At 64.4% G+C, this 18,051-nt stretch carries 16 protein-coding genes; 2 read left to right on the top strand and 14 right to left on the bottom strand.

What is annotated here, in order from left to right; translation table 11 throughout:
• Positions 1 to 293 precede the first annotated feature (293 nt).
• Together E3O23_RS01290 and E3O23_RS01285 are read right to left on the bottom strand one after the other, a co-directional pair.
• Positions 294 to 1,547, bottom strand: coding sequence for an MFS transporter (locus tag E3O23_RS01290; RefSeq protein ID WP_134487120.1), 1,254 nt, complete (start codon positions 1,545 to 1,547; stop codon positions 294 to 296).
• Positions 1,540 to 1,932 carry an ArsR/SmtB family transcription factor gene (locus tag E3O23_RS01285; protein WP_174776574.1) on the bottom strand — a complete coding sequence of 131 codons (393 nt, stop codon included), beginning with the start codon at positions 1,930 to 1,932 and terminating at the stop codon, positions 1,540 to 1,542. The genes E3O23_RS01290 and E3O23_RS01285 overlap by 8 nt, the downstream gene beginning before the upstream one ends.
• A gap of 122 nt (positions 1,933 to 2,054) precedes the next feature.
• Between E3O23_RS01285 and E3O23_RS01280 the strand changes: the two genes are divergently transcribed.
• Together E3O23_RS01280 and E3O23_RS01275 are read left to right on the top strand one after the other, a co-directional pair.
• Positions 2,055 to 2,312, top strand: coding sequence for an SHOCT domain-containing protein (locus E3O23_RS01280; protein ID WP_134487114.1), 258 nt, complete (start codon positions 2,055 to 2,057; stop codon positions 2,310 to 2,312).
• Positions 2,312 to 3,787: a multicopper oxidase family protein gene (locus E3O23_RS01275; RefSeq protein ID WP_134487111.1), complete on the top strand. Its 1,476-nt coding sequence runs from the start codon at positions 2,312 to 2,314 to the stop codon at positions 3,785 to 3,787. Before E3O23_RS01280 ends, E3O23_RS01275 begins: the two co-directional genes overlap by 1 nt.
• Here the strand turns inward: E3O23_RS01275 and E3O23_RS01270 are convergent.
• From E3O23_RS01270 to mobF, 12 genes are all read right to left on the bottom strand, one after another.
• Positions 3,784 to 4,125 carry a thioredoxin family protein gene (locus tag E3O23_RS01270; protein WP_134487108.1) on the bottom strand — a complete coding sequence of 114 codons (342 nt, stop codon included), beginning with the start codon at positions 4,123 to 4,125 and terminating at the stop codon, positions 3,784 to 3,786. The two genes, E3O23_RS01275 and E3O23_RS01270, sit on opposite strands and share 4 nt — an antisense overlap.
• 8 nt (positions 4,126 to 4,133) lie before the next feature.
• Positions 4,134 to 5,075, bottom strand: a complete 942-nt coding sequence (locus E3O23_RS01265) for a F510_1955 family glycosylhydrolase (RefSeq protein ID WP_134487105.1) — start codon at positions 5,073 to 5,075, stop codon at positions 4,134 to 4,136.
• Positions 5,076 to 5,119: 44 nt separating this feature from the next.
• Positions 5,120 to 5,806, bottom strand: a complete 687-nt coding sequence (locus E3O23_RS01260) for a cation efflux transmembrane domain-containing protein (protein WP_134487102.1) — start codon at positions 5,804 to 5,806, stop codon at positions 5,120 to 5,122.
• Complete coding sequence (cmtR, locus tag E3O23_RS01255; RefSeq protein WP_134487099.1) at positions 5,803 to 6,156, bottom strand: Cd(II)/Pb(II)-sensing metalloregulatory transcriptional regulator CmtR; 354 nt, start codon at positions 6,154 to 6,156, stop codon at positions 5,803 to 5,805. Before cmtR ends, E3O23_RS01260 begins: the two co-directional genes overlap by 4 nt.
• A gap of 41 nt (positions 6,157 to 6,197) precedes the next feature.
• Positions 6,198 to 6,419, bottom strand: a complete 222-nt coding sequence (locus tag E3O23_RS17960; RefSeq protein ID WP_241983265.1) for a DsrE family protein — start codon at positions 6,417 to 6,419, stop codon at positions 6,198 to 6,200.
• Between the two features lie 507 nt (positions 6,420 to 6,926).
• Complete coding sequence (locus tag E3O23_RS01245; RefSeq protein WP_134487096.1) at positions 6,927 to 7,802, bottom strand: hypothetical protein; 876 nt, start codon at positions 7,800 to 7,802, stop codon at positions 6,927 to 6,929.
• Positions 7,802 to 8,527, bottom strand: a complete 726-nt coding sequence (locus E3O23_RS01240; protein ID WP_134487093.1) for a helix-turn-helix domain-containing protein — start codon at positions 8,525 to 8,527, stop codon at positions 7,802 to 7,804. Before E3O23_RS01240 ends, E3O23_RS01245 begins: the two co-directional genes overlap by 1 nt.
• Positions 8,528 to 8,893: 366 nt before the next feature.
• Positions 8,894 to 9,943, bottom strand: coding sequence for a PDDEXK nuclease domain-containing protein (locus tag E3O23_RS01235; RefSeq protein ID WP_134487090.1), 1,050 nt, complete (start codon positions 9,941 to 9,943; stop codon positions 8,894 to 8,896).
• A 61-nt stretch (positions 9,944 to 10,004) separates the two neighbouring features.
• The gene (locus E3O23_RS01230) at positions 10,005 to 10,397 is read right to left on the bottom strand and encodes a hypothetical protein (protein WP_134487087.1); all 393 of its coding nucleotides are present in this window, start codon (positions 10,395 to 10,397) and stop codon (positions 10,005 to 10,007) included.
• A 259-nt stretch (positions 10,398 to 10,656) separates the two neighbouring features.
• On the bottom strand, positions 10,657 to 12,318 hold the full coding sequence (locus E3O23_RS01225; RefSeq protein WP_134487085.1) for a UvrD-helicase domain-containing protein: 1,662 nt from the start codon (positions 12,316 to 12,318) through the stop codon (positions 10,657 to 10,659).
• Entirely contained in the window at positions 12,305 to 13,945 is a 1,641-nt protein-coding gene (locus tag E3O23_RS01220) for an ATP-dependent nuclease (RefSeq protein ID WP_134487083.1), read from the bottom strand. The genes E3O23_RS01225 and E3O23_RS01220 overlap by 14 nt, the downstream gene beginning before the upstream one ends.
• A 159-nt stretch (positions 13,946 to 14,104) precedes the next feature.
• Entirely contained in the window at positions 14,105 to 17,911 is a 3,807-nt protein-coding gene (gene mobF, locus E3O23_RS01215) for a MobF family relaxase (protein ID WP_134487080.1), read from the bottom strand.
• Positions 17,912 to 18,051 lie beyond the last annotated feature (140 nt).

Here is an 18,051-nt window from a genome sequence, read left to right as displayed (position 1 = left end):
ACGTTCTCCGAGAGAAATTGATCATTAATTTGAGAATTTCTCCGCGCCTAAGTGGAACATTTTGCGGACGTTCCGCCACGCGATTCAAGGAATCTCGCGATGTCATCACCCACCGTTTCTGCTGCACGCCCGGAAGCACGGCCGCTGCGGGCATCGCGCTGGCGGCACAGCGCAGATCATTCCACTCACGGCCGCGTACGGCCGCGAATCGAACCCCCCGGGTCTTTCGAGCCCGTGGAGGCCCCGTCGGGCGGGAGGATTAGCGTTTCTCTCGCGTTGTGACTTGCACAGAGTCAGCGGCCGATCGAGGACGGCGAGGTGAGCGTCTCTTGGGGCTCGTCAGTTGACGCCGGTGTCTTCCACGACCGCACGGCGACGATCCCGGCGAGCACAGCGATAGACGCCAGGATGAGGGCGGTCGGGGTGAGTCCGAAGATCGCACCCAGGATCCCCGCGAGCGGGTAGGTGATGATGAAGCAGGCATGGGACAGCGAAAACTGGGCCGCAAAGACAGCGGGTCGGTTGGTGTCGTCGGAATAGCGTCGCAGAAGCCGGGCCGAGGGTGTCAGGATCAGCGCCGTCGCGGCGCCGAGCACGAACCAGACCGTCAGCACGCCCGGCCAGGTGGCCGGGGAACCTGGCGCCAGGGTGAGGAGCGCAACGGCGATGAGCCCGACCGGGAGGATGGCGCTTCCGGTCAGCATCACGCGTCGGTCGGGAAATCGATCCAACACGCGCGGCAGGGCGAGGGCGACGAGCATGGAACCCAATCCGTAGCAGGCGAGGGTGATCGCGAAGTCGACCTGGGTGCGTCCGAGGGTGTTCTGCACGAGGATGACGGTGTTGACGATCACCATTGCGGTGGACGCGGCCACGACCAGGTTCATCGCCAGCAGCGCCCGGAGAGGCGGGGTGCGCCAGAACACGCGCACGCCCCGGGTGAGCCGGTCGAGGAACGGCGTGACCGCGGTCGCTCTCATCGTCGGGAGGGTCGTGGACAGCACGAGCGCGGCCGAACCGACAAAACCGAGCGCCGTCCCCACGAACAGGGAGTGGTAGCTGATCACCGTCAGCAGCGCCGCGGCGAGGATGGGGCTGAGCAGCGACTCCAGGTCATACGCGAGGCGGGACAGGGACAGCGCGCGCGTGTATTCGCTTTCCTTGGGCAGAACATCCGGGATCAACGCCTGAAAGGCGGGAGTGAAGGTGGCGGACGCGGCCTGCAGCACGAAAACGAGCACATAGATCTGCCACGCCTCCGTGACGAAGGGGAGCGAAATTGCGACCCCGGCGCGCAGGACATCCGAGGACACCAGCAGGACCTTGCGGGGTACGTGGCCGGTGAGCGCAGACACGACCGGGGCGACGCCAACGTAGGCGAGCATCTTGATCGTAAGCGCGATGCCCAAGACGATGCCGGCATCCCCGCCAGCCAGATCGAAGGCCAGCAACCCGAGCGCGACCGTGAGCAGGCCGGTGCCGATCAGCGCCACGACCTGGGCGCTGAGCAGTTTTCGGTAGGCGGAGTTCCGCAGGACCTCAAGCACGGGCGCCGGCCTGGTGCTCGGTGCCGACGGTTTCGTGCGGGTGCCGGTGGTGGGCCGGGACGCCCTCGAGGGCGTGCTCGGCCTGGAAGATGGCGTCGGCGACGAGCTGACGGGCGTGCTCGTTCGCGAGGCGATAGAACACCCGGGTGCCCTCGCGTCGGGTGGTGACGATGCGGGCCAAGCGCAGCTTCGCCAAATGCTGTGAGACGGCTGCCTGGGATTTGTTGACGGCTTCCGCCAGTTGGTTGACCGCCAGTTCCGTGTCGCGCAGTGCGAGGATGATTCGGATGCGTGTGGCGTCGGCGAGCATCGCGAAGACCTCCACGGCCAGCTCGACATACTCACCGTCGGTATCCAGCGTGCATCCATCCGTATCTGCATTCATACGTAGATTATTGCACATGGGAGTCACGCCTCGTGTGGCCAACTGTTCACCTGGCCTTTGATACCTCCAGGGGTATCATGACGTGTGACAGGCTCACTATGCCTGCAATAGAGGAGTTCGCCATGATGTGGGGATACGGTTGGGATATGGGCTGGTCGTGGCTGTTTGGGCTGCTAATGCTGGTCGGGATTGTGCTCCTTGTCGTGCTTGCTGTGCGCGTGTTCGGTGGAAGCAGCAGTCGGAGCGGAGGTCCTGGCGCAACTGGACCGACAGCCGGCCCGAGCCGCGCCCGTCAGATTCTGGACGAACGATACGCCAAGGGGGAGCTGACGGCCGAGCAATACCGTGAACAGGTCCAGGTGCTCGGCGAGAACCCCTAGTGGAACCGATCAGTCGCCGCGGCGCCTTGACGCTCGGCGGGCTGGGGCTGGCGGGCACCGTGGTCGGTGGTGCGGGCCTGCTGTGGACGTCGTCATCGGCAGATACGGCGCAGCCGCAGCCGGGAAAAGAACTCGCGGAGCCTTCAGAAGTGCGCAGCGCGAACGGTCGGCTGACGCTTCGCCTGGGTGCGGCCCTTGGCACGGTGCACATCGGCGGGCGCAGCGCCAGCGCCCTGAGCTTCAATGGCGGTATTCCAGGACCAACCCTTCGGCTGAAGGCGGGGGAGCGGCTTGACGTGGCCCTGCACAACGGTCTTGACGACCCCACGAACCTGCACGTGCACGGCCTGCATGTCTCGCCCGAGGGCAACGGCGACAATCCGTTCGTGATGGTCGAGCCGGGCGAATCCTTCGACTACGAGTACCAGCTGCCGGCGGACCATCCGCCGGGCTTGTACTGGTACCACCCGCACCACCACGGCTTCGTCGCCGACCAGATCTTCGGCGGCCTCTACGGGGCGATCATCATCGATGATCCCGAACCGATTGATGCGGCCCGGGAACGGGTGCTCATCATCTCGGACATCACCCTCGACGGGCTGGGGCGCATCCCGGCCGTCTCTCCCATGGAGCAGATGATGGGCCGGGAGGGCCAACTTGTGCTCGTCAACGGCCAGGCGAACCCCCGGCTGAGCGCCCGCCCTGCTGAACGCGAACGGTGGAGAATCGTCAACGCCTGCGTGTCCCGGTATCTCCGGCTGCGGCTCGACGGGCAGCGGATGCAGCTGCTCGGCATTGACTCAGGCCGGTTCGGCGCCCCCGAAACCGTGGACGAGATCGTGCTCGCGCCCGGCAACCGAGCGGACCTGTTGGTCACGATGGTCGACGGCACGGCGGTACTCGAGACTCTGCCCTACGACCGCGGCGGCCCGGGAGGGATGATGGGCGGAGGCGAACGGCCGCGCTCCGGCACTCCGACCGGACGCGCCTCGCTGGCGACCCTGACCGTGGCCGGCGAGGAGGTCCCAGCGGCACCGGCGGTGCCCGCCCAGCCGGCGCCCCGGGATCTCCGCGGAAGGGCCGTCACGGCCCGGCGGGAACTGACCTTTGCCATGGGAATGGGCGGAATGATGGGCGGGGGTGGGTCGATGATGACTTTCACCATCAATGGCCGGGAATTCGACCCGGACCGAGTGGACACCACGGTCGAAGCAGGCAGCGTCGAGGAATGGACCCTGAGAAACACCAGCCCGATGGATCACCCGGTGCACCTGCACGTGTGGCCGATGCAGATCGTGGAGTCCGATGGTCGCGCCCCCGACACCGCGATCTGGCAGGACGTTGTCAACGTGCCGGCCCGCGGCCAGATCCGGGTGCGGATCGCCTTCGACGACTTCGCCGGACGCTCCGTCTACCACTGTCATATCCTCGACCATGAGGACCTGGGGATGATGGGCGTCATCGAGGCGCGTTAGCTGGTCGCGCCGCCCACTCGGGCACCACCGATACGACGATGTCCAATGGCTTCTGTCAACTGACCGACCGTGGGGAGACCGGCCAAGCCGGACGGTGTGAAGTAGATCCGGCAGGCCAGGTCGGTGGTCCCACCATCCGTGGGAAACAGGTCTTGGCCGTCCACTGTGATGGTGGGAGATCCAGCGAACGCAACCCGTGCCGCATCTTCCTGGGTGCGAAGCGTTGTGATGATGATGGTGGCATCTTCGTGCCCGGTGACTGCCAGCGCGGTACGCACGCGGAGGGCGGCTTCCTCCCAGTTCGCGCAGTCCTCGATATGCAGGATCTCCACCCTCATCCGGGTCATCAGTTCAGCACCAGGTCGCGCCAGGTCTTGCCGAGGTCGTCGCTGGCCATGATCCCTCGACCGTTGGCCACAACGAGTCGAGACACAGGCGTTGCGGCGTAAGTGAGAGCTTCGGTCTCGCCCTCAACGCTGCCGGTGGATGTCCACGGCTCGGTACCCGATTGGAGCCAGACGGTTCCGTCGACGGTTACCCCGATTAGCCCGCCGGCCTTGTCGTCGAGCGAATCCAGAAGGTAGAGGGGCGGCGCGCCCGGGACGAGGGCGAATGTTTGAGCACTGTCCGTGCTGACTGCCAGTCCGTCGGCGGTGGTGGCGTAGACCGTGCTCGGCATCGTCGGGTCGACGCTCAGATCGCGCAGGGCAAGGCTCGCGCGGGCGGCCCATGTGCTGCCGCCGTCCTGACTGATCGAGACGGTGCCGGCTGACTCGTCATACCCATAGATGCGGGTCTTGTTGCCGTCCTGGGCCACGGCAAGGTCGTGGAAGTCGGTTCGACCGCGCAAAGAGATCGCTTCCCAGGTGGAGGCGTTGTCCCTGCTGGTGATCAGTCCAAGATTTGGTGGGCTCAAAACCGGTCCTTCGGCCGGGTCCGGATGCCCGGAGCCAAACATCGTGTCCCCGCTCATCGTGAAACCCATCGTGTCCTGCGCTCGCCCGGCGATGGGTCCCTCGAGGTCGCCGGCGCGAACCGTGTCGGCATCCAGGGGTGGGAGTTCGAAGACCCCGGCATGGGTGGCGGCGAACGCGGCGCCGGTGGCCGGGCTGATACCGATCCCGTGGACGTGGCCGAACGCGTTGCCGCTCTCGGCCGCAGGTTCCTGTCCGGTATCAGTCGGGACAGAGCATCCGGTGAGTGTGGACGCCACCGCAACCGCGGTGAACACAGCCGCCCGGAACCTCGGTGCGTTGCGGGTGATTTTTCCGTTGCTGGCGGTGAGCATGGTTTTCCTTGTCGGTGTGGTGCGGTAAGCGGGCCAGTTGCTTGTTAGCAGCAGGTGTCCGCGTCGAGGGCCCGTTCGCCCGTGAGGGCACTGATTGGCACGGCGCAGGTGTCACCCTTCCATGCTTCCAGACCTTCCTTGATGGCAAACCCGGCAATTACGAGAGCGGCGATCGAATCCGCCCACGCCCACCCCAGGAGGGAGTTGAGCAGGAGCCCGCCGAGGAGCGCGGCGGAGAGGTAGCTGCAGATGAGGGTCTGTTTCGAGTCCGCCACGGCCGACGCCGAGCCCAGCTCACGGCCGGTTCGACGTTCGAACCAGCTCAGGACCGGCATGATGGCGAGGCTGACGGCGGCCAGCGCGATCCCGACCGGGCTGTGTTCCGGCTCGCGAAGGCCGAAGAGCGACAGGCCGGCGTCGACGATCACGTAGGCAGCCAGGCCGAAGAAGGAGTACGCGACCACGCGCAGCGCGACTTTCTCGCGCTTCTCCGGATCGGGGGCGGCGAATTGCCAGGCGATCGCGGCGGCGGAGAGGACTTCGACGATGGAGTCGAGACCGAAGCCGATCAGGGCGGCGGAGGATGCCATGGTGCCGGCGGCCAGGGCGATGATCGCCTCGATCACGTTGTAGGTGATGGTGATGGCGACGATGATCCGGATCCGGCGTTGCAGGATCAGTTTCCGGACGGGGTCCATGACGCGGGCGGGGCCGTTCGTTGTGGCGGTCATGCTCCGGTCCCGCAGCAGAAAGGCAGGTCGCAGTTTTCGTCGGAGCAGTCGACGCCGTCATCCACCGCGAGCACAACGTCGAAAAGCAGCGTCAGCGCTCGGGCCAGGTGTCGGTCGGCGATTTCGTACCGTGTCTGCCGGCCCTCCGGCACAGCGGCTACGATGCCGCAGCCGCGAAGACAGCTCAGATGATTCGACACGTTCGAGCGGGTGAGGTCGAGGTCGCGCGCCAGCTGGGCGGGATAGCCGGGCTGCTCCAGCAGCGTGAGCAGGATCCTCGAGCGGGTCGGATCGGCCATCGCCCGGCCGAGCCGGTTCATGACATCGAGGTGGGAAGCAATAGTCAGCATACACTGACTATACAGTCAACGGTGACGAGTGAGTGCGCGAGCTAAAAGACGAGCACCTTGTCGGCGGCGATTGTCCAGTCGGCCAGCGCCTCCATCGTGGATCGGGTGGCAGCCTCGGTCAGCATGGTGTCCGTGATGCCGCGGGCATCCATGCAGGTGCTGCAGCAGCGGATCTCGGGCAGAAGACGCCCGACGGCTATTACAAGCTGGACCGGATGCTCTCGACGATCATCCGGCAGGGTGGCCACAGTCGTCAAGATCAAACACACAGTAGCGGCCCTCCAGCCGACCGAGCCATAAGGCGGGTCTGCTGCACGGATTGGTATCAACCAAGGTGATCGTTGGACTTGATTGTGAAGATCTGATCGGTCCTGCAGGACTCATTGAATCAAGCCTCCTTGACTTGCCATTCCCGGGATTCCTCGGAGCCGTCGCCCTCGTCTGGCCCACCGCCCAAGAGCTCCGCAGAGCGACCACGCTTTGCGTGCGGGAGGCTTAGTTGCGGCGTGCAAGCCCGCAAGCCGGACCCTGACACGTAGGGCCTTCGCAACGAAAAGACTGCGTAGTTTCCGCTGAAAAGGCCGTCCCGTTTGTCCCGCCCGGAAGGATTCGCGCCCAGGTGCGTGAAATGCGACAGCTCTTCGCCGTCGCGCGCCGAATTAGTCCTGGATCAATCCGGGATCAACACCGATTGATCGAGGCCTATATAGAGGAGTAAATGACTCATCGCCAGGCAAGCCAGGCTGTCCTGTGCAGTGGGAGCCAGATCACTAGGCGACTGATCTGTCGAAGTTGGCGGAGAAGGAAGCGAGCCAAACATCGATTGCATCCAACACGGTGGATTCGGGGAATCGTGCGCTCAAGCTGTCGGCCATGTGCTCGCGGACGATCGTGTCGTTGGCCGCGGCATACATATCAACGAGGTACTGAGCGCCGTCATTGACGACGGCACGTATCTCTGGGCTCCGGGCCACGTGTTTCATCATGGACTCCGCCATGTCGGCTCCATCGGTGACCATCATGAGAAGGGCTATGTCGCCAGAGTCTTTGGGGCGCAGACGGTCCGGACGTTTTCCAAGGTCGGCAAGCCGCTCTGACACCTTGTGTGCCTTGGCGATGAGCAGGGCCGCGGGGCCAGCAACGTGCACGTCAACCGAGAGTTTCGGCTCACCATCGGTGGTCGAGATTTTCGTCAGGGTGCGGTCGTGGATGGCCAGTTCGAGGCCATACGCACGGGTCGTCGCGCTTTTCTGTCCGGGGATTCGAGCCGATCGCCCTTTCGAGCCAGCATAGGTTTCAGGCACGAGGAGGTCCACCGTCGTGCGTTGATCCCACGGCAGACCTCGTTCGCTGACGTAGCCGTAGATCCCTGGCCGTTCGGGGCGTGCCGGCTCGAGCCCGATTTGGGCCATGATTTCCATGATCTTCGGGTCCTCAGCGATGAGGACAGGATTGATTGCGAGGTCGCCGTCTCTGGTCGATTCCATATCGATGGGTCCCCACTTCTTCTGCACCCAGACGTGGACAGCATGTGCGCCGACGACGGTCATGGCATCCGCGTGGCCGCCCAGCGCCACGATGGTTGTGATGAGTAGCCGCCGGGATCGTTCGGCGCCATATCTGGCGTCCTCGAGTCGGAGTGCCATTACGCCGCTGCTCCGGCTTCGCGGGTCATGGTGACGCGCGCGGCGAGCTGCGGCAAGAAGGTCCGTGCAACGTCCGTTTGCCGGCCAGGCGAAGCGAGCGCGTCGAGCATTCCCCACTCCGGCGCGAGCATTGCAGTGCCGTTGACCCAGCGGGTGAATTTGCGCACGTTCTCGGTGATCGGAAGCACGATGACGCTGGATCGTGCCGTTGGAGACATCGGGGTCAGGTCATCGAGATCTTCCGGCCGCTCCACGTAAACGACGGGGGTGAACGACCGCGTGGAAGCAATGTCGTCGGCCACGGCCTCGAGAGAAGAGACAGTGGGATTCGCGCCGCGTTGCTCCAGGTACCGGACGAAATCGCCAATAGGACGGTCCAGGGAGAAGATACGCACGCCGGGGCGTTTGGTGACCGGCGCGAGTATGGCCGTCTGCGCGAGCTTCTTCACCAAGCGGCGCCTCTCGACGCTTGAGGCGTTCTGGATACGCTCCACTGCCGCCGCGTAGGGCGCATCGCTGCCCACGTCCGAGAGAGTTCCCGAGAGCGTGAACCCGGCCCCGGAAGCGATCTTCTGCAGCATCGAGTAGGTCGGATCGACGATGCCGGACTCGATTCGGGTGATCGTCGACGCGGGCACGCCGACGAGCTGAGCAAACGCTGTCTTACTGAGCTCTCGCTTCAGGCGCATGCGAGTGACAAGCGAAGCCGCCGACGTAGTGATCATCTGCCCATGCTACGCAGAGCATTGCATATATGCAATGAATCTCTAGACATCTGAACGAGAAAACCATTGCACATATGCAATGGTCAAGGGGTGATCTGGGAAAACGGAAACATACCGTTTCCGCTGCCAGTGGACAGGAACATTTTCCCGAACACTGCAATGGAGATCCTGCCGCCCAGGTAAGCGACGAGCTGGGCGCCCAGGATCTCACGCAAACCCGTGCCGACCAGCCGTTGCGGGCAGAAACGGGGGGACACTCACAAGACTCACAAGACTCACAAGACTCACAAGACTCACCGCCACTCACAAGGTGCACCTGGGCGCAGAGGCGCCGGCATCGACCGAGACCTCATTGTCCACGCGGAATTAGTCGAGCTGCTCCTGCGATTCTTCATCCCAGCCAAGAGCAGACGTGAGTTCGTCAGCATCTGGGAGCGCGCGCTTTTCGGAGGGCGGTAAGGAGTCGTATGTATAAGTGGACACGGCCATGGGGGATCCCGAGCGACCAAGTGCGTATCGGACTGTGTGATCGTTTCGATCGCCGCAGATGAGTATGCCAACCGTGGGCGCATGGGCGTCCCTCCGGAGCCTGTCGTCGACGAGGGAGACGTAGAAGGCGAGTTTGCCGGCATGCTCGGGTTGGAACTTCCCGGTCTTCAGTTCGATGACGATGTAGCGCAGTTGCTCAATGTGAAAGAACAGCAGGTCTAGGTAGAAGTCATCGCCACCGACATCGAAATGGACCTGACGGCCCACGAATGCGAACCCCTTTCCCAGCTCGCGGAGCGTATCGACGATACGGTCCATGAGCGCCTGTTCCAGATCGCGCTCAGCGGCATCCTCTGTCAGCTCCAAGAAGTCGAAAACATAGGGATCCTTGGCAATCTGGCGGGCAAGATCAGAATCTCCGGGCGCCAGCTCCGCGGTGAAGTTTGACGGCGCCGAGCCAGTCCGCTCGAGGGTGCGGTTCTTGATCTGGTTGAGGAGCAGGTTGCGGGACCAACCGTTCTTCACGGCTGAGGCGGCGTACCAATCACGACTCTCGGAGGTGTCAAGCTTGTCGAGTAGAACCGTGATGTGGCCCCACGGCAATCCTGCAACAGCCTGTTGCACAATTGGTTCCGTCCCGGCCCAAGCAACCGCGAACGCCCTCATGTACTGAAGGTTGCGGGATGAAAATCCGTTCATCTGCGGGAACTCAGTCCTCAGATCTCCAGCGAGGCGACCCAGCACCCCAGCTCCCCATCCCTGCTTCTCCTGCTGGCTGAGAACTTCCCTCCCGATGCTCCAATACAGCTCAATCAGTTGCGAATTGACCGTGCGCTGGGCGCGCACCTGAGCATCGCGGACCCGGCGCTTGAGCGAGCCGAGGAACTCGGGGTAACCATCCGGAAGAGCAACATCATCACGGGCCATGGCCCCATTCTCTCCCGGCCGTGATTGGTGATCGTCGCACACGCTCGCCACAGCAAAATGCCTAGCCGGCGGCGATGTAGGACCGCGCAGCGGCCATGACCTCTCGGGAGCGTCCGTCCGCGAGCGCTTCGGCCGGCGAAGCATCGTCCAGTTCCGGATTCATGCCCATAAGCCACGCTCTGGCGACTTCAGGCGAGTCAATCGAGCTGAGAATCTCGAACACCTGGAAAGTGTCTCTCAGGAGCTTCTCGCTCGCGTGCGGCGGCCGAACCGTTGCATGTGCCCAACGAGCGAGCGTCCGGGCGTTCTTGCCCACGATCACCCCAAGAAGCGCCTGGCCCAGCTGTGCCTGTAACACCGCCGCGATTTCAGCAACGCTTAAACCCACGGAGCGTTCATGTGCCGCGCGATCAGCGCCGGAACGAGAACCATCCCCGGTTGAGATATTGGTCATGATCGACTACCTCCCACCTGCCGACTCTTACCCTCCCGAGATTACCATTATGCCGGGTCAAATGTCGGGCAATTTGTTGGGCGAAATGACCGATAATGGATATTATGTCAACTTGTAATGCACCTATTGCAGAATTGGCAGAAGTATGGCTCCCCCCTGCTCCGCATTGAGCCAACGACGGCACCGAAATCCCCGCAACCAAACGACAACCTTGGGTGGTGTCTGCGCGGCGTAGAGCTGGAAACCTGTCACGCCATGACTAGGTGATTTTCATGATCGATGCGACATCGGGCGTCATCGGTTTAGTGGCCGCAGCCATCGTGTCCCACCAGCGGGATTGGCCGTTTCGGAAGGTCCGGCCGTACTGGTTGGTGTTGCCGGCTGCCCAAGTGAGGAACAGGCCCTTGCGGGCTCGCGACAGCATTACCAACAGAATCCGCTGATCCTCGCGGAGCTGATCGTCGGTCGTCGAGTAGCTGCTGGGGACATGGCCTTCCTCCAATCCGACCACGACGACCCAGTCGAACTGTTGTCCCTTGCCCACGTGCGCATTCAGGACGTGAACGCCGGCCGAGATCGACGCGATGCTCTGGCTGTCGCGGATCCTATCCATCAGTATCTTTACTGTCGCACCTTCGAAGTCGTACTCGAGCAGCTGCTCGCAGGCGTCATTGACCTCGCCAATGGTTTCGATATCCGTGGGCTGCAGCGAATCGGACGCACGCCGTCGAAGATCCTCCGCCTGCTCCCTGAGTGGCAGGGTGGCATCTACCTGCCGCGCGTGAAGCTTCAGCAGCCGGCCGACGCGGGGGGTGTCGAGGGCGATGTCCCAGAACTGCGGCCGGCACTCGGCCCGATCGTAGGCGCGCTCGAGAGCACCCCGGCGATACGCAGCACGGCAGATCACCCCGATGGTGTCGCCTGGATATTGCTGGGCGAGGTAGTCAGTGAGAGCAACGACCCCGTTCGCCTCCGATGCGTCCGTCGAGTATCCGGCCGCATAGGCATGTCCGCCGCCCTCGCCCCAGTTGTGGGGTTCCGCGGCGCTGAGGGCCGCGGATCCAAGACTGACCGATATAGAGTTCACGACGTTGAGGACCGCGGGCGATGATCGGAACGACACATCGAGGTCGACGGCCTCGCCAGCTCGAGTCTGTAGGTCAGCGTGCACCTCGACGGGCTGCGCCCCGGCCCAGCCGAAGATGCCCTGATAGGGGTCGCCGACGTACGTCGAGTTCCGTGTGCAAATCAGCCTGGAGATCTCATACTGCTGCAGCGAGAGGTCCTGGAACTCGTCGACGATGACCGCATCGAAGTGCGCCTGGAACAGGGCTGCGACGCGTGGGTTTCGAAGGATGAGCTGCGCGTAGCGCTGCAGGTCGCCGTAGTCGATGTAGTGCTCCTCGACCCGGTGCCGTTCGACCTGCAGCGCGGTCGGGTTATCGGCGTCGGTGAGCTGCTGTAGCAGTTCCAGGTCAGTCAGCGGTAGCCGATGGAGGGCTCCGAGCAGGTCTTTCGCGGCGGATTGCGTTCCGCGATGGTTAGTGATCTTGTTCAGGGTACGGCGCAGCCACGCCGGCCGCGGAAACGTGAAGTCCGGTTTCAGTCCGATGGTGAGGTGGTGAGCTTCGACGATCCGCGCACTGAGCTCGTGAAAGTTCATGACAATCACTGTGTCGCGTAGCCGGCTCGTGCCTAGCTGCTGGACGAGCCGGTTCCGCAGGTTGTCGCGCGCACGGTTGGTGAAGGTAATCGCGAGAAGGTGACGCCCAGGACGGACGACGCCGCTACGGATCAGCCGGTCCGCACGCATCGCGAGCACCTCGGTCTTGCCGCACCCGGGCGGTGCGAGAACGAGAAGGTGCTCGGCTGCGCTTTCGACGGCAGCGATCTGTGCTCCGACCGGCTTATTCGACGTCACGCGCCTCAGACCCCGTCTGCACGTGCCCGAGCAGCCCGATCAGCGAGGGACTGTTGGCAATGTGGACGGCCGTAAGCATGGGTGCGATGAGGCGGGCGGCGGGCACCTTACGGCTGTCGACCGAGGAGAGGAACGTGCCTAGCTGCGCGTCGGTGACACTCGCAAGGTCCGGCGCGCCGGTCGATTGCAGGATGCCCTGCTCGCGAGCCTGCCCCGCGTTGATCAGTGCCGCAGCGACCGTCTGCGCCCCGATCGCCCGCACGTACTCGTGTTCGAGATCGGTGCGGGCAATGAAGAAACCTGCGGCTTCCATCTTCTTGGGTTTGAGCCCGAGGTTCCCCGCCCAGGACGCTTCGCGATCTTCGTCGCAGAGACCGCAAAGCGGAAGATCGAACCCATTGGGGCCGACGACCTTGAGAACGTGGGAGAACTTGTCCGCGCCGTCCAGGGCGAATACCGAGACTCCGGCACGGTCCAGACTGATTCCGAGCGCCTGCGCGGCTGCTTCCACGATGATCCGGTCAGCAAGCCCTTCTACGAAAAGCATTCGCCTCGCTGTCAGCCCCTCGAGCAGCTGCGGAGACCACCACTGCAACATCTCCTTCTCGACGGCCGTGAAGTTCGTGGACGCGATCTGCCGGCTGCGGCTGTCCGGGTCGACCACCAAGACATGCTTGGGTTCGAAGCGCTGCACTACATAAGGAGAGTGGGTCACAACGAGGCGCTGCTTCGCCGATTCGGCAAACAGCGATGCTACCGTCCGCTGGCTCGAAGGGTGCAGATGGATCTCGGGCTCGTCGACAGCGACAATGTTCGCCTTCGCCTGCGCGAGGTCGAAGAAGGTTAACGCCATCAGCTGACGCATTCCGTCGCTCTGTTCGACGAGACCGCGGAGCTGATCGCCTTCCCTCAGGAAAATCGTGACGTCCTGCAGGGGTTCCTGGGCTGGGTCAGCAGCCGTGCGGATGGCCAACGACTCTGCGTTGTAGCTGCGCGGAATCGACCGTGACAGGTGGGCCGCGATCTCTCGCCGAAGCTCGAGTAGCGCCGGATTCAGGTCGAGCTTGTCATTGAACTGATCGAGGAGTCCACCAAGGTCGGCCAATTCTTCGCCTAATTCGACGGAGTCCAGCATGGTGCGGAACGGACTGTTCTTGCCGTTCATGTAGTCAGCAGCGCTGGACCGGTTTGCGGGCAGGTAACGCCACCCAAGCTTCAAAAGCTGTTCGCGGGATGGGGATCGCCGGGTGCCCGAGTCGGGGAAGAACCGCTCGATGAGGACGTTGTCGGGGTCGCCCTCCGGGGTGCGGAGTTCGAGCCGGATGAGGAGGTAGTCCGGTTTCCCTTCCTCCACTGTCATGGCAAACGGGAATTGCCCGGCTTCGTCTGCGTCGAATCCGTCGAGGCGCGCTTGGACGACGAGTACGTCGGTCCCCTCCCTGATGTCGGTGATTGCCAGACCCTGGTAAAGCTGCTGCACGGACGCTCCGAGCAAGAGGTTGAGCAGGCGCAGGATCGAGGTCTTACCGACGTCGTTCGCGCCGATGATGACAAGGTGGTCGCGAACTTCGACGCTCATGTCCTGCAGCAACGCATGCCCGGTGATCTCAAAGCTGGCGAGCCGCATGACTATGTGCCCTGGTTCGGGAAAGGGGATACTACGGGGGTTGCGACCACGACGATTGCCTACTTCTGCGTTCCATACGGTGATTGATTCACGGGCTTCAGGGACACTCCGAGTTCCCCTGCCCGGCTTTGTATTGCCCCCTCGGTTCTCCCCATGAACCTACACTGTCGGACGGTGGCCGGGGCCGCGTTGAATTGGGTCGTCGTTTGAGGCGGGCTTTTCCTCCTCCAGGTGACGCTCGCGTAGGCGCCGCACACGCTCGGCCACATCGACGGCTCCTCCCAAATCGGTGTCCCCGGACAGCCGCTGCCGGAGACCGGCCACGCGCCGACGCGCCTCCGTCGCAACGTTGTCCTCAACAGCACGGAGACGCTCGAGCGATGCGGCGGCCGCCGTGTAGGCGTCGTCGTCGGTGCGGACAGTGCCGAGAGGCGACTCGGTGTCGTTGATTTGGTTCAGGTCGCGGAAGGCAACCACGTTGCCGAGGTCGCGCCGCCACGCCTTCTGCAGGGAGGCGTCCTCCGGGACGGGGCGAATCTTCGCGCTCCACGGCTCCGGGTTCGCGGTCGCCGTATCAACCAGCGCCTGGGTCCGGTCGTGGATGAGCTCGGCCTGCGTGTGCAGCCAGGCGCGGGTATCCCGATTATCTCCATCCACTCCTGCAGGCGGGGGACTGACCCAGCTCGGAAGTCCTGTCTCCGTTGCCGTCCCTGCAGGAGCTCCGATGCGGTGGTGATAGATCTTCGCGAACGACTCGACGGTCGAGCCAGGCCCGGTGTCCTCAGCCCAGACGGCTGCAGTGAGCCGCGCGCGCACGTCGGCGCCGTGGGCTTCGTACGCGGCGAGCCGGCTCGCGAGATGAGTCCACGCTTCGTCTCGGACGACCCGGTCGGCGATCTCCGTGTCGAGCACGTCCCTGACTGCGACTTCCATCCGTTCAAGCTGGCTGGGGTCGTAGACGCGACTGAGCGCGTCCTCGTACGCCGGCAGCAGCGTTGACAGGCTGGCTGCGGCGTCCTGGGCTTGTTGGATTTCTTCGGTCGCGGACCGCTCCGCGCTTTCTCTGGCGAGGACGGTGGTGAGGGCGTCGAGGATGCTGGTGCGGAGGTGGTCGGGGGCGTGCGCGTCGACCTCGAGGGTATCTTCGACAACGGCATACATGCGGTTGGACTCGCGGCCCCGGGTGGCTGCGACGTAGAGCTGTTCGCGGGAGGTGGATTGCGGGTCGACGAGGATGTGTGAGGTGTCCACGGTCATGCCCTGGACCCGGTTGATGGTCGCGGCGTAGCCGAGCTCAACGTGCGTGGCTACGTACTCGGCGGGCAGGGTGAGCACTCCTCCGTGCCGGAGGCTCTTCACTTTGAGATCGCCACCCTCATTGTCGATGACGGTCCAGAGGTCGCCGTTGGCGACGAAGTCCTTGCCCTGGTTGGAACGCAGCTTCCGATCGTTCTGCCGGGTCACGATCACATCGTTCAGGCCGGCCTTGTTCCCGTCGTGCAGCACCGCCCCGCTCTTCCCGACGACGCCCTGGCCGACCAGGTCCAGGCGGGCGCGCGCGTTGAGCGCGGCGACCTCGTCGTTGGTTCCGGCAACCATGATCGAGTGCCGGTTCCCTTCCCGGTCGGCGGCCCAGGCCACGTAGATCTCTTCGAGCATGCTCTGCCGGATCCCGCCGCGGGTGCGGTCGGCGGTGACGTAGAAGTCGAGAGACGCACTCGCTCCGTCGCGGAGGAGCAGGGACGCGGCGGCTTCGTCGGTGTCGATGAAGCGGTGGACCTGGTCGAGGTAGCTGGCGCCCACGCGCTGCTCGATCAGGCGCAGGGCACCCCCGGATTCGACCGCGGCCAGCTGGGCCGGGTCGCCCAGGAGCCGGATCGTTGCCCCGTGCTGCTGAGCAAGCTCAAGGACGTCGGCGAGCAGCGGGGTGGAGGCCATGCCAGCCTCATCGATGAGGAGCACTGTGTTGCTGTCGATGCGGTACTGGTCGGACTCTCTCTGCTCGGCTGACCCGTGGCGGTGGACGTCGACGAGCTTGTGCGCGGTCTCCGCCTCCACTTTGATTTCTTCGGCGAGGACCGTCGATGCGGCAGCGGTCGGCGCGAGTGCGAGAACGCGGCCGCCGCCGGCTTCGACGGCGCGGGCGAACGCGCGCATGGCCGTCGTCTTACCCGTTCCGGCCGGGCCGATCCCGACTTCGAGGAGCCGGCCCCCGGAAGCGAAGCGGCGGGCCAACTCCACCTGGGACGCATCCAACGGATACGCGCTGGCCGCGTTCAACGCTTCGACGGTGGCGATGAAGGTGGCCGGGTCGACGGTGAAGCCGGCGACGGTGCGAGCTGCATCGATGAGGCTGTCTTCGATCGCGAGGATCCGCGTCGACGTGAACCGCTCGGTCCCGTGAACCCTATAGATGGACTCGCCGTCTTCGCGTTGCAGCTGCTCCGGGACCGGGTTGAGTGCCGGGGCGCTGACACCGATCACGCGGGTCATCACGGCCTGGGCGACCTGGTCGGCGACCTGCTGGGCGTCGACGCCGGGGCGCACGTTCGCGAACGCCCGGGCGATGCGCTGGGCCTCCGCGGCGACGTGCGACCTGCGCCAGGTGGCCCGGCTGTCTTCGACCGTGTTCAGCACCCGCTCGGCCAACTCGTCAACGCTCAGGCCAGCGAGGATCTCATCCTGGACCGACAGCTGCAGGGGCTGCCGCACCGTGGCGCCGATCGTGTCGACGGCGACCTGACCGATGATCTTGATCGCGGCCAGCCGCCACTCGGCGCGCTGCCGGGACAGGCTCTTCGGGGCACTCTTGCCCTCACGGGTTTCCAACGTTGCGCGCTGCGCCAGGCTCAGCTGCACCGTCTTCGGTGGGGTGTGCCCGTGCTTGGCCACGTACTCCTGGACCAGGGTTTCGTACGCGTCTTCAATCGCCGCACGACGAGACGAGAACGAGTCCCGCAACTCCCGGCTGATGCCAGCGATCTCCCGGACGCTGCGCTTATTCCGCCCCCGGGACTCATCCACGAAGCCCACGCCGAGGCGGTTTCGGACTTCTTGTTCGACGAGGGTGTTGTACCGTTCGGACGCGGCCACGCCGAGCGCGTGCAGCACCCGCCCGTCCAGCGAACGCCACTTCCCATCGAGGCCCTGCACCTTCGTGGACACGGCAACGTGGGTGTGCAGGTTCGGGTCTCCGGTGCGGGAATCGCGGTGCTCGAACGCGGTGGCGACGAACCCGTGAGTGTCGACTTGGGCGACACCGCCGGCACCGACCCGGGTGACGCCGGCTTCTGTTTCCAGCCACGCAACCGTGGCCTGCCACGCCGCATTGTGCGCCTCGCGGACCTGCTGGGAGGTGGCCTCGTCACCGAGGGCCCAGAGCACGGACACGCTCTTCACCGGGGTGAACACCAGGTCGTAACCGGCGACAGGTTGACGGGCCGCTTTGCCCATGTGGGACAGGTGGGTGGCTACTTCCGCGTCCGCGCCGGGACGCTGCAGCGTGGCGGCAACACGGGCGGCGGCGATGTTCCAGCGGATCAGATCGCGCTCCACTCCGACCTCGGGGCTGCGCCCGTTCTCCACTTCGAATGCCTGGTAGGCGTCGGCGACGGCGTCGTCCCAGCCGTCCAGTTTGGGCTGGATCCGTGGGAACCGGCGCCCCAACCGGGACGCCTGCACAGCATCTTCCGGGGACGCTCCCCCAGCGACAGCAGCCCGGATCGCGGCCTCCGCGTCCGGGTGCAACCCGTCGCCGAACAGGGCCTGCATCTGCTCTTCGGAGACGTTCCCGGAGACGCCGAGGTTCGCCAGCCCGGAGCCGAGCCACTCTCCCACCGGGTTGCCCTCGGCGGTGTAATAGTCGGTGAGGTCTTCGCCGCGACGCACCGAATGATCCCCGGCTGCGACCTGACGGGTCAGGTAGGTGTAGCCATCACCGGCGTGAAGAACATGCACGGTCATCATCGGCGAAACCACCCCCTCTCAACACAGGTTAACGGGTCAATCCCGTCCAGACACTATTAGTGCAAGAGGTGTGTCTACTTTGCTCTGGCTTTTGTGGTGAGTTTTGGGGATGGCTGGTTTTGTGATTAATTGGGGGTGCC

The sequence above is a fragment of the Cryobacterium tagatosivorans genome (assembly GCF_004402215.1).
In the GTDB taxonomy this organism is placed as follows: domain Bacteria; phylum Actinomycetota; class Actinomycetes; order Actinomycetales; family Microbacteriaceae; genus Cryobacterium; species Cryobacterium tagatosivorans.
Note: the sequence above shows the minus strand (reverse complement) of the source record. Positions and strands in the feature narration are given on the sequence as shown.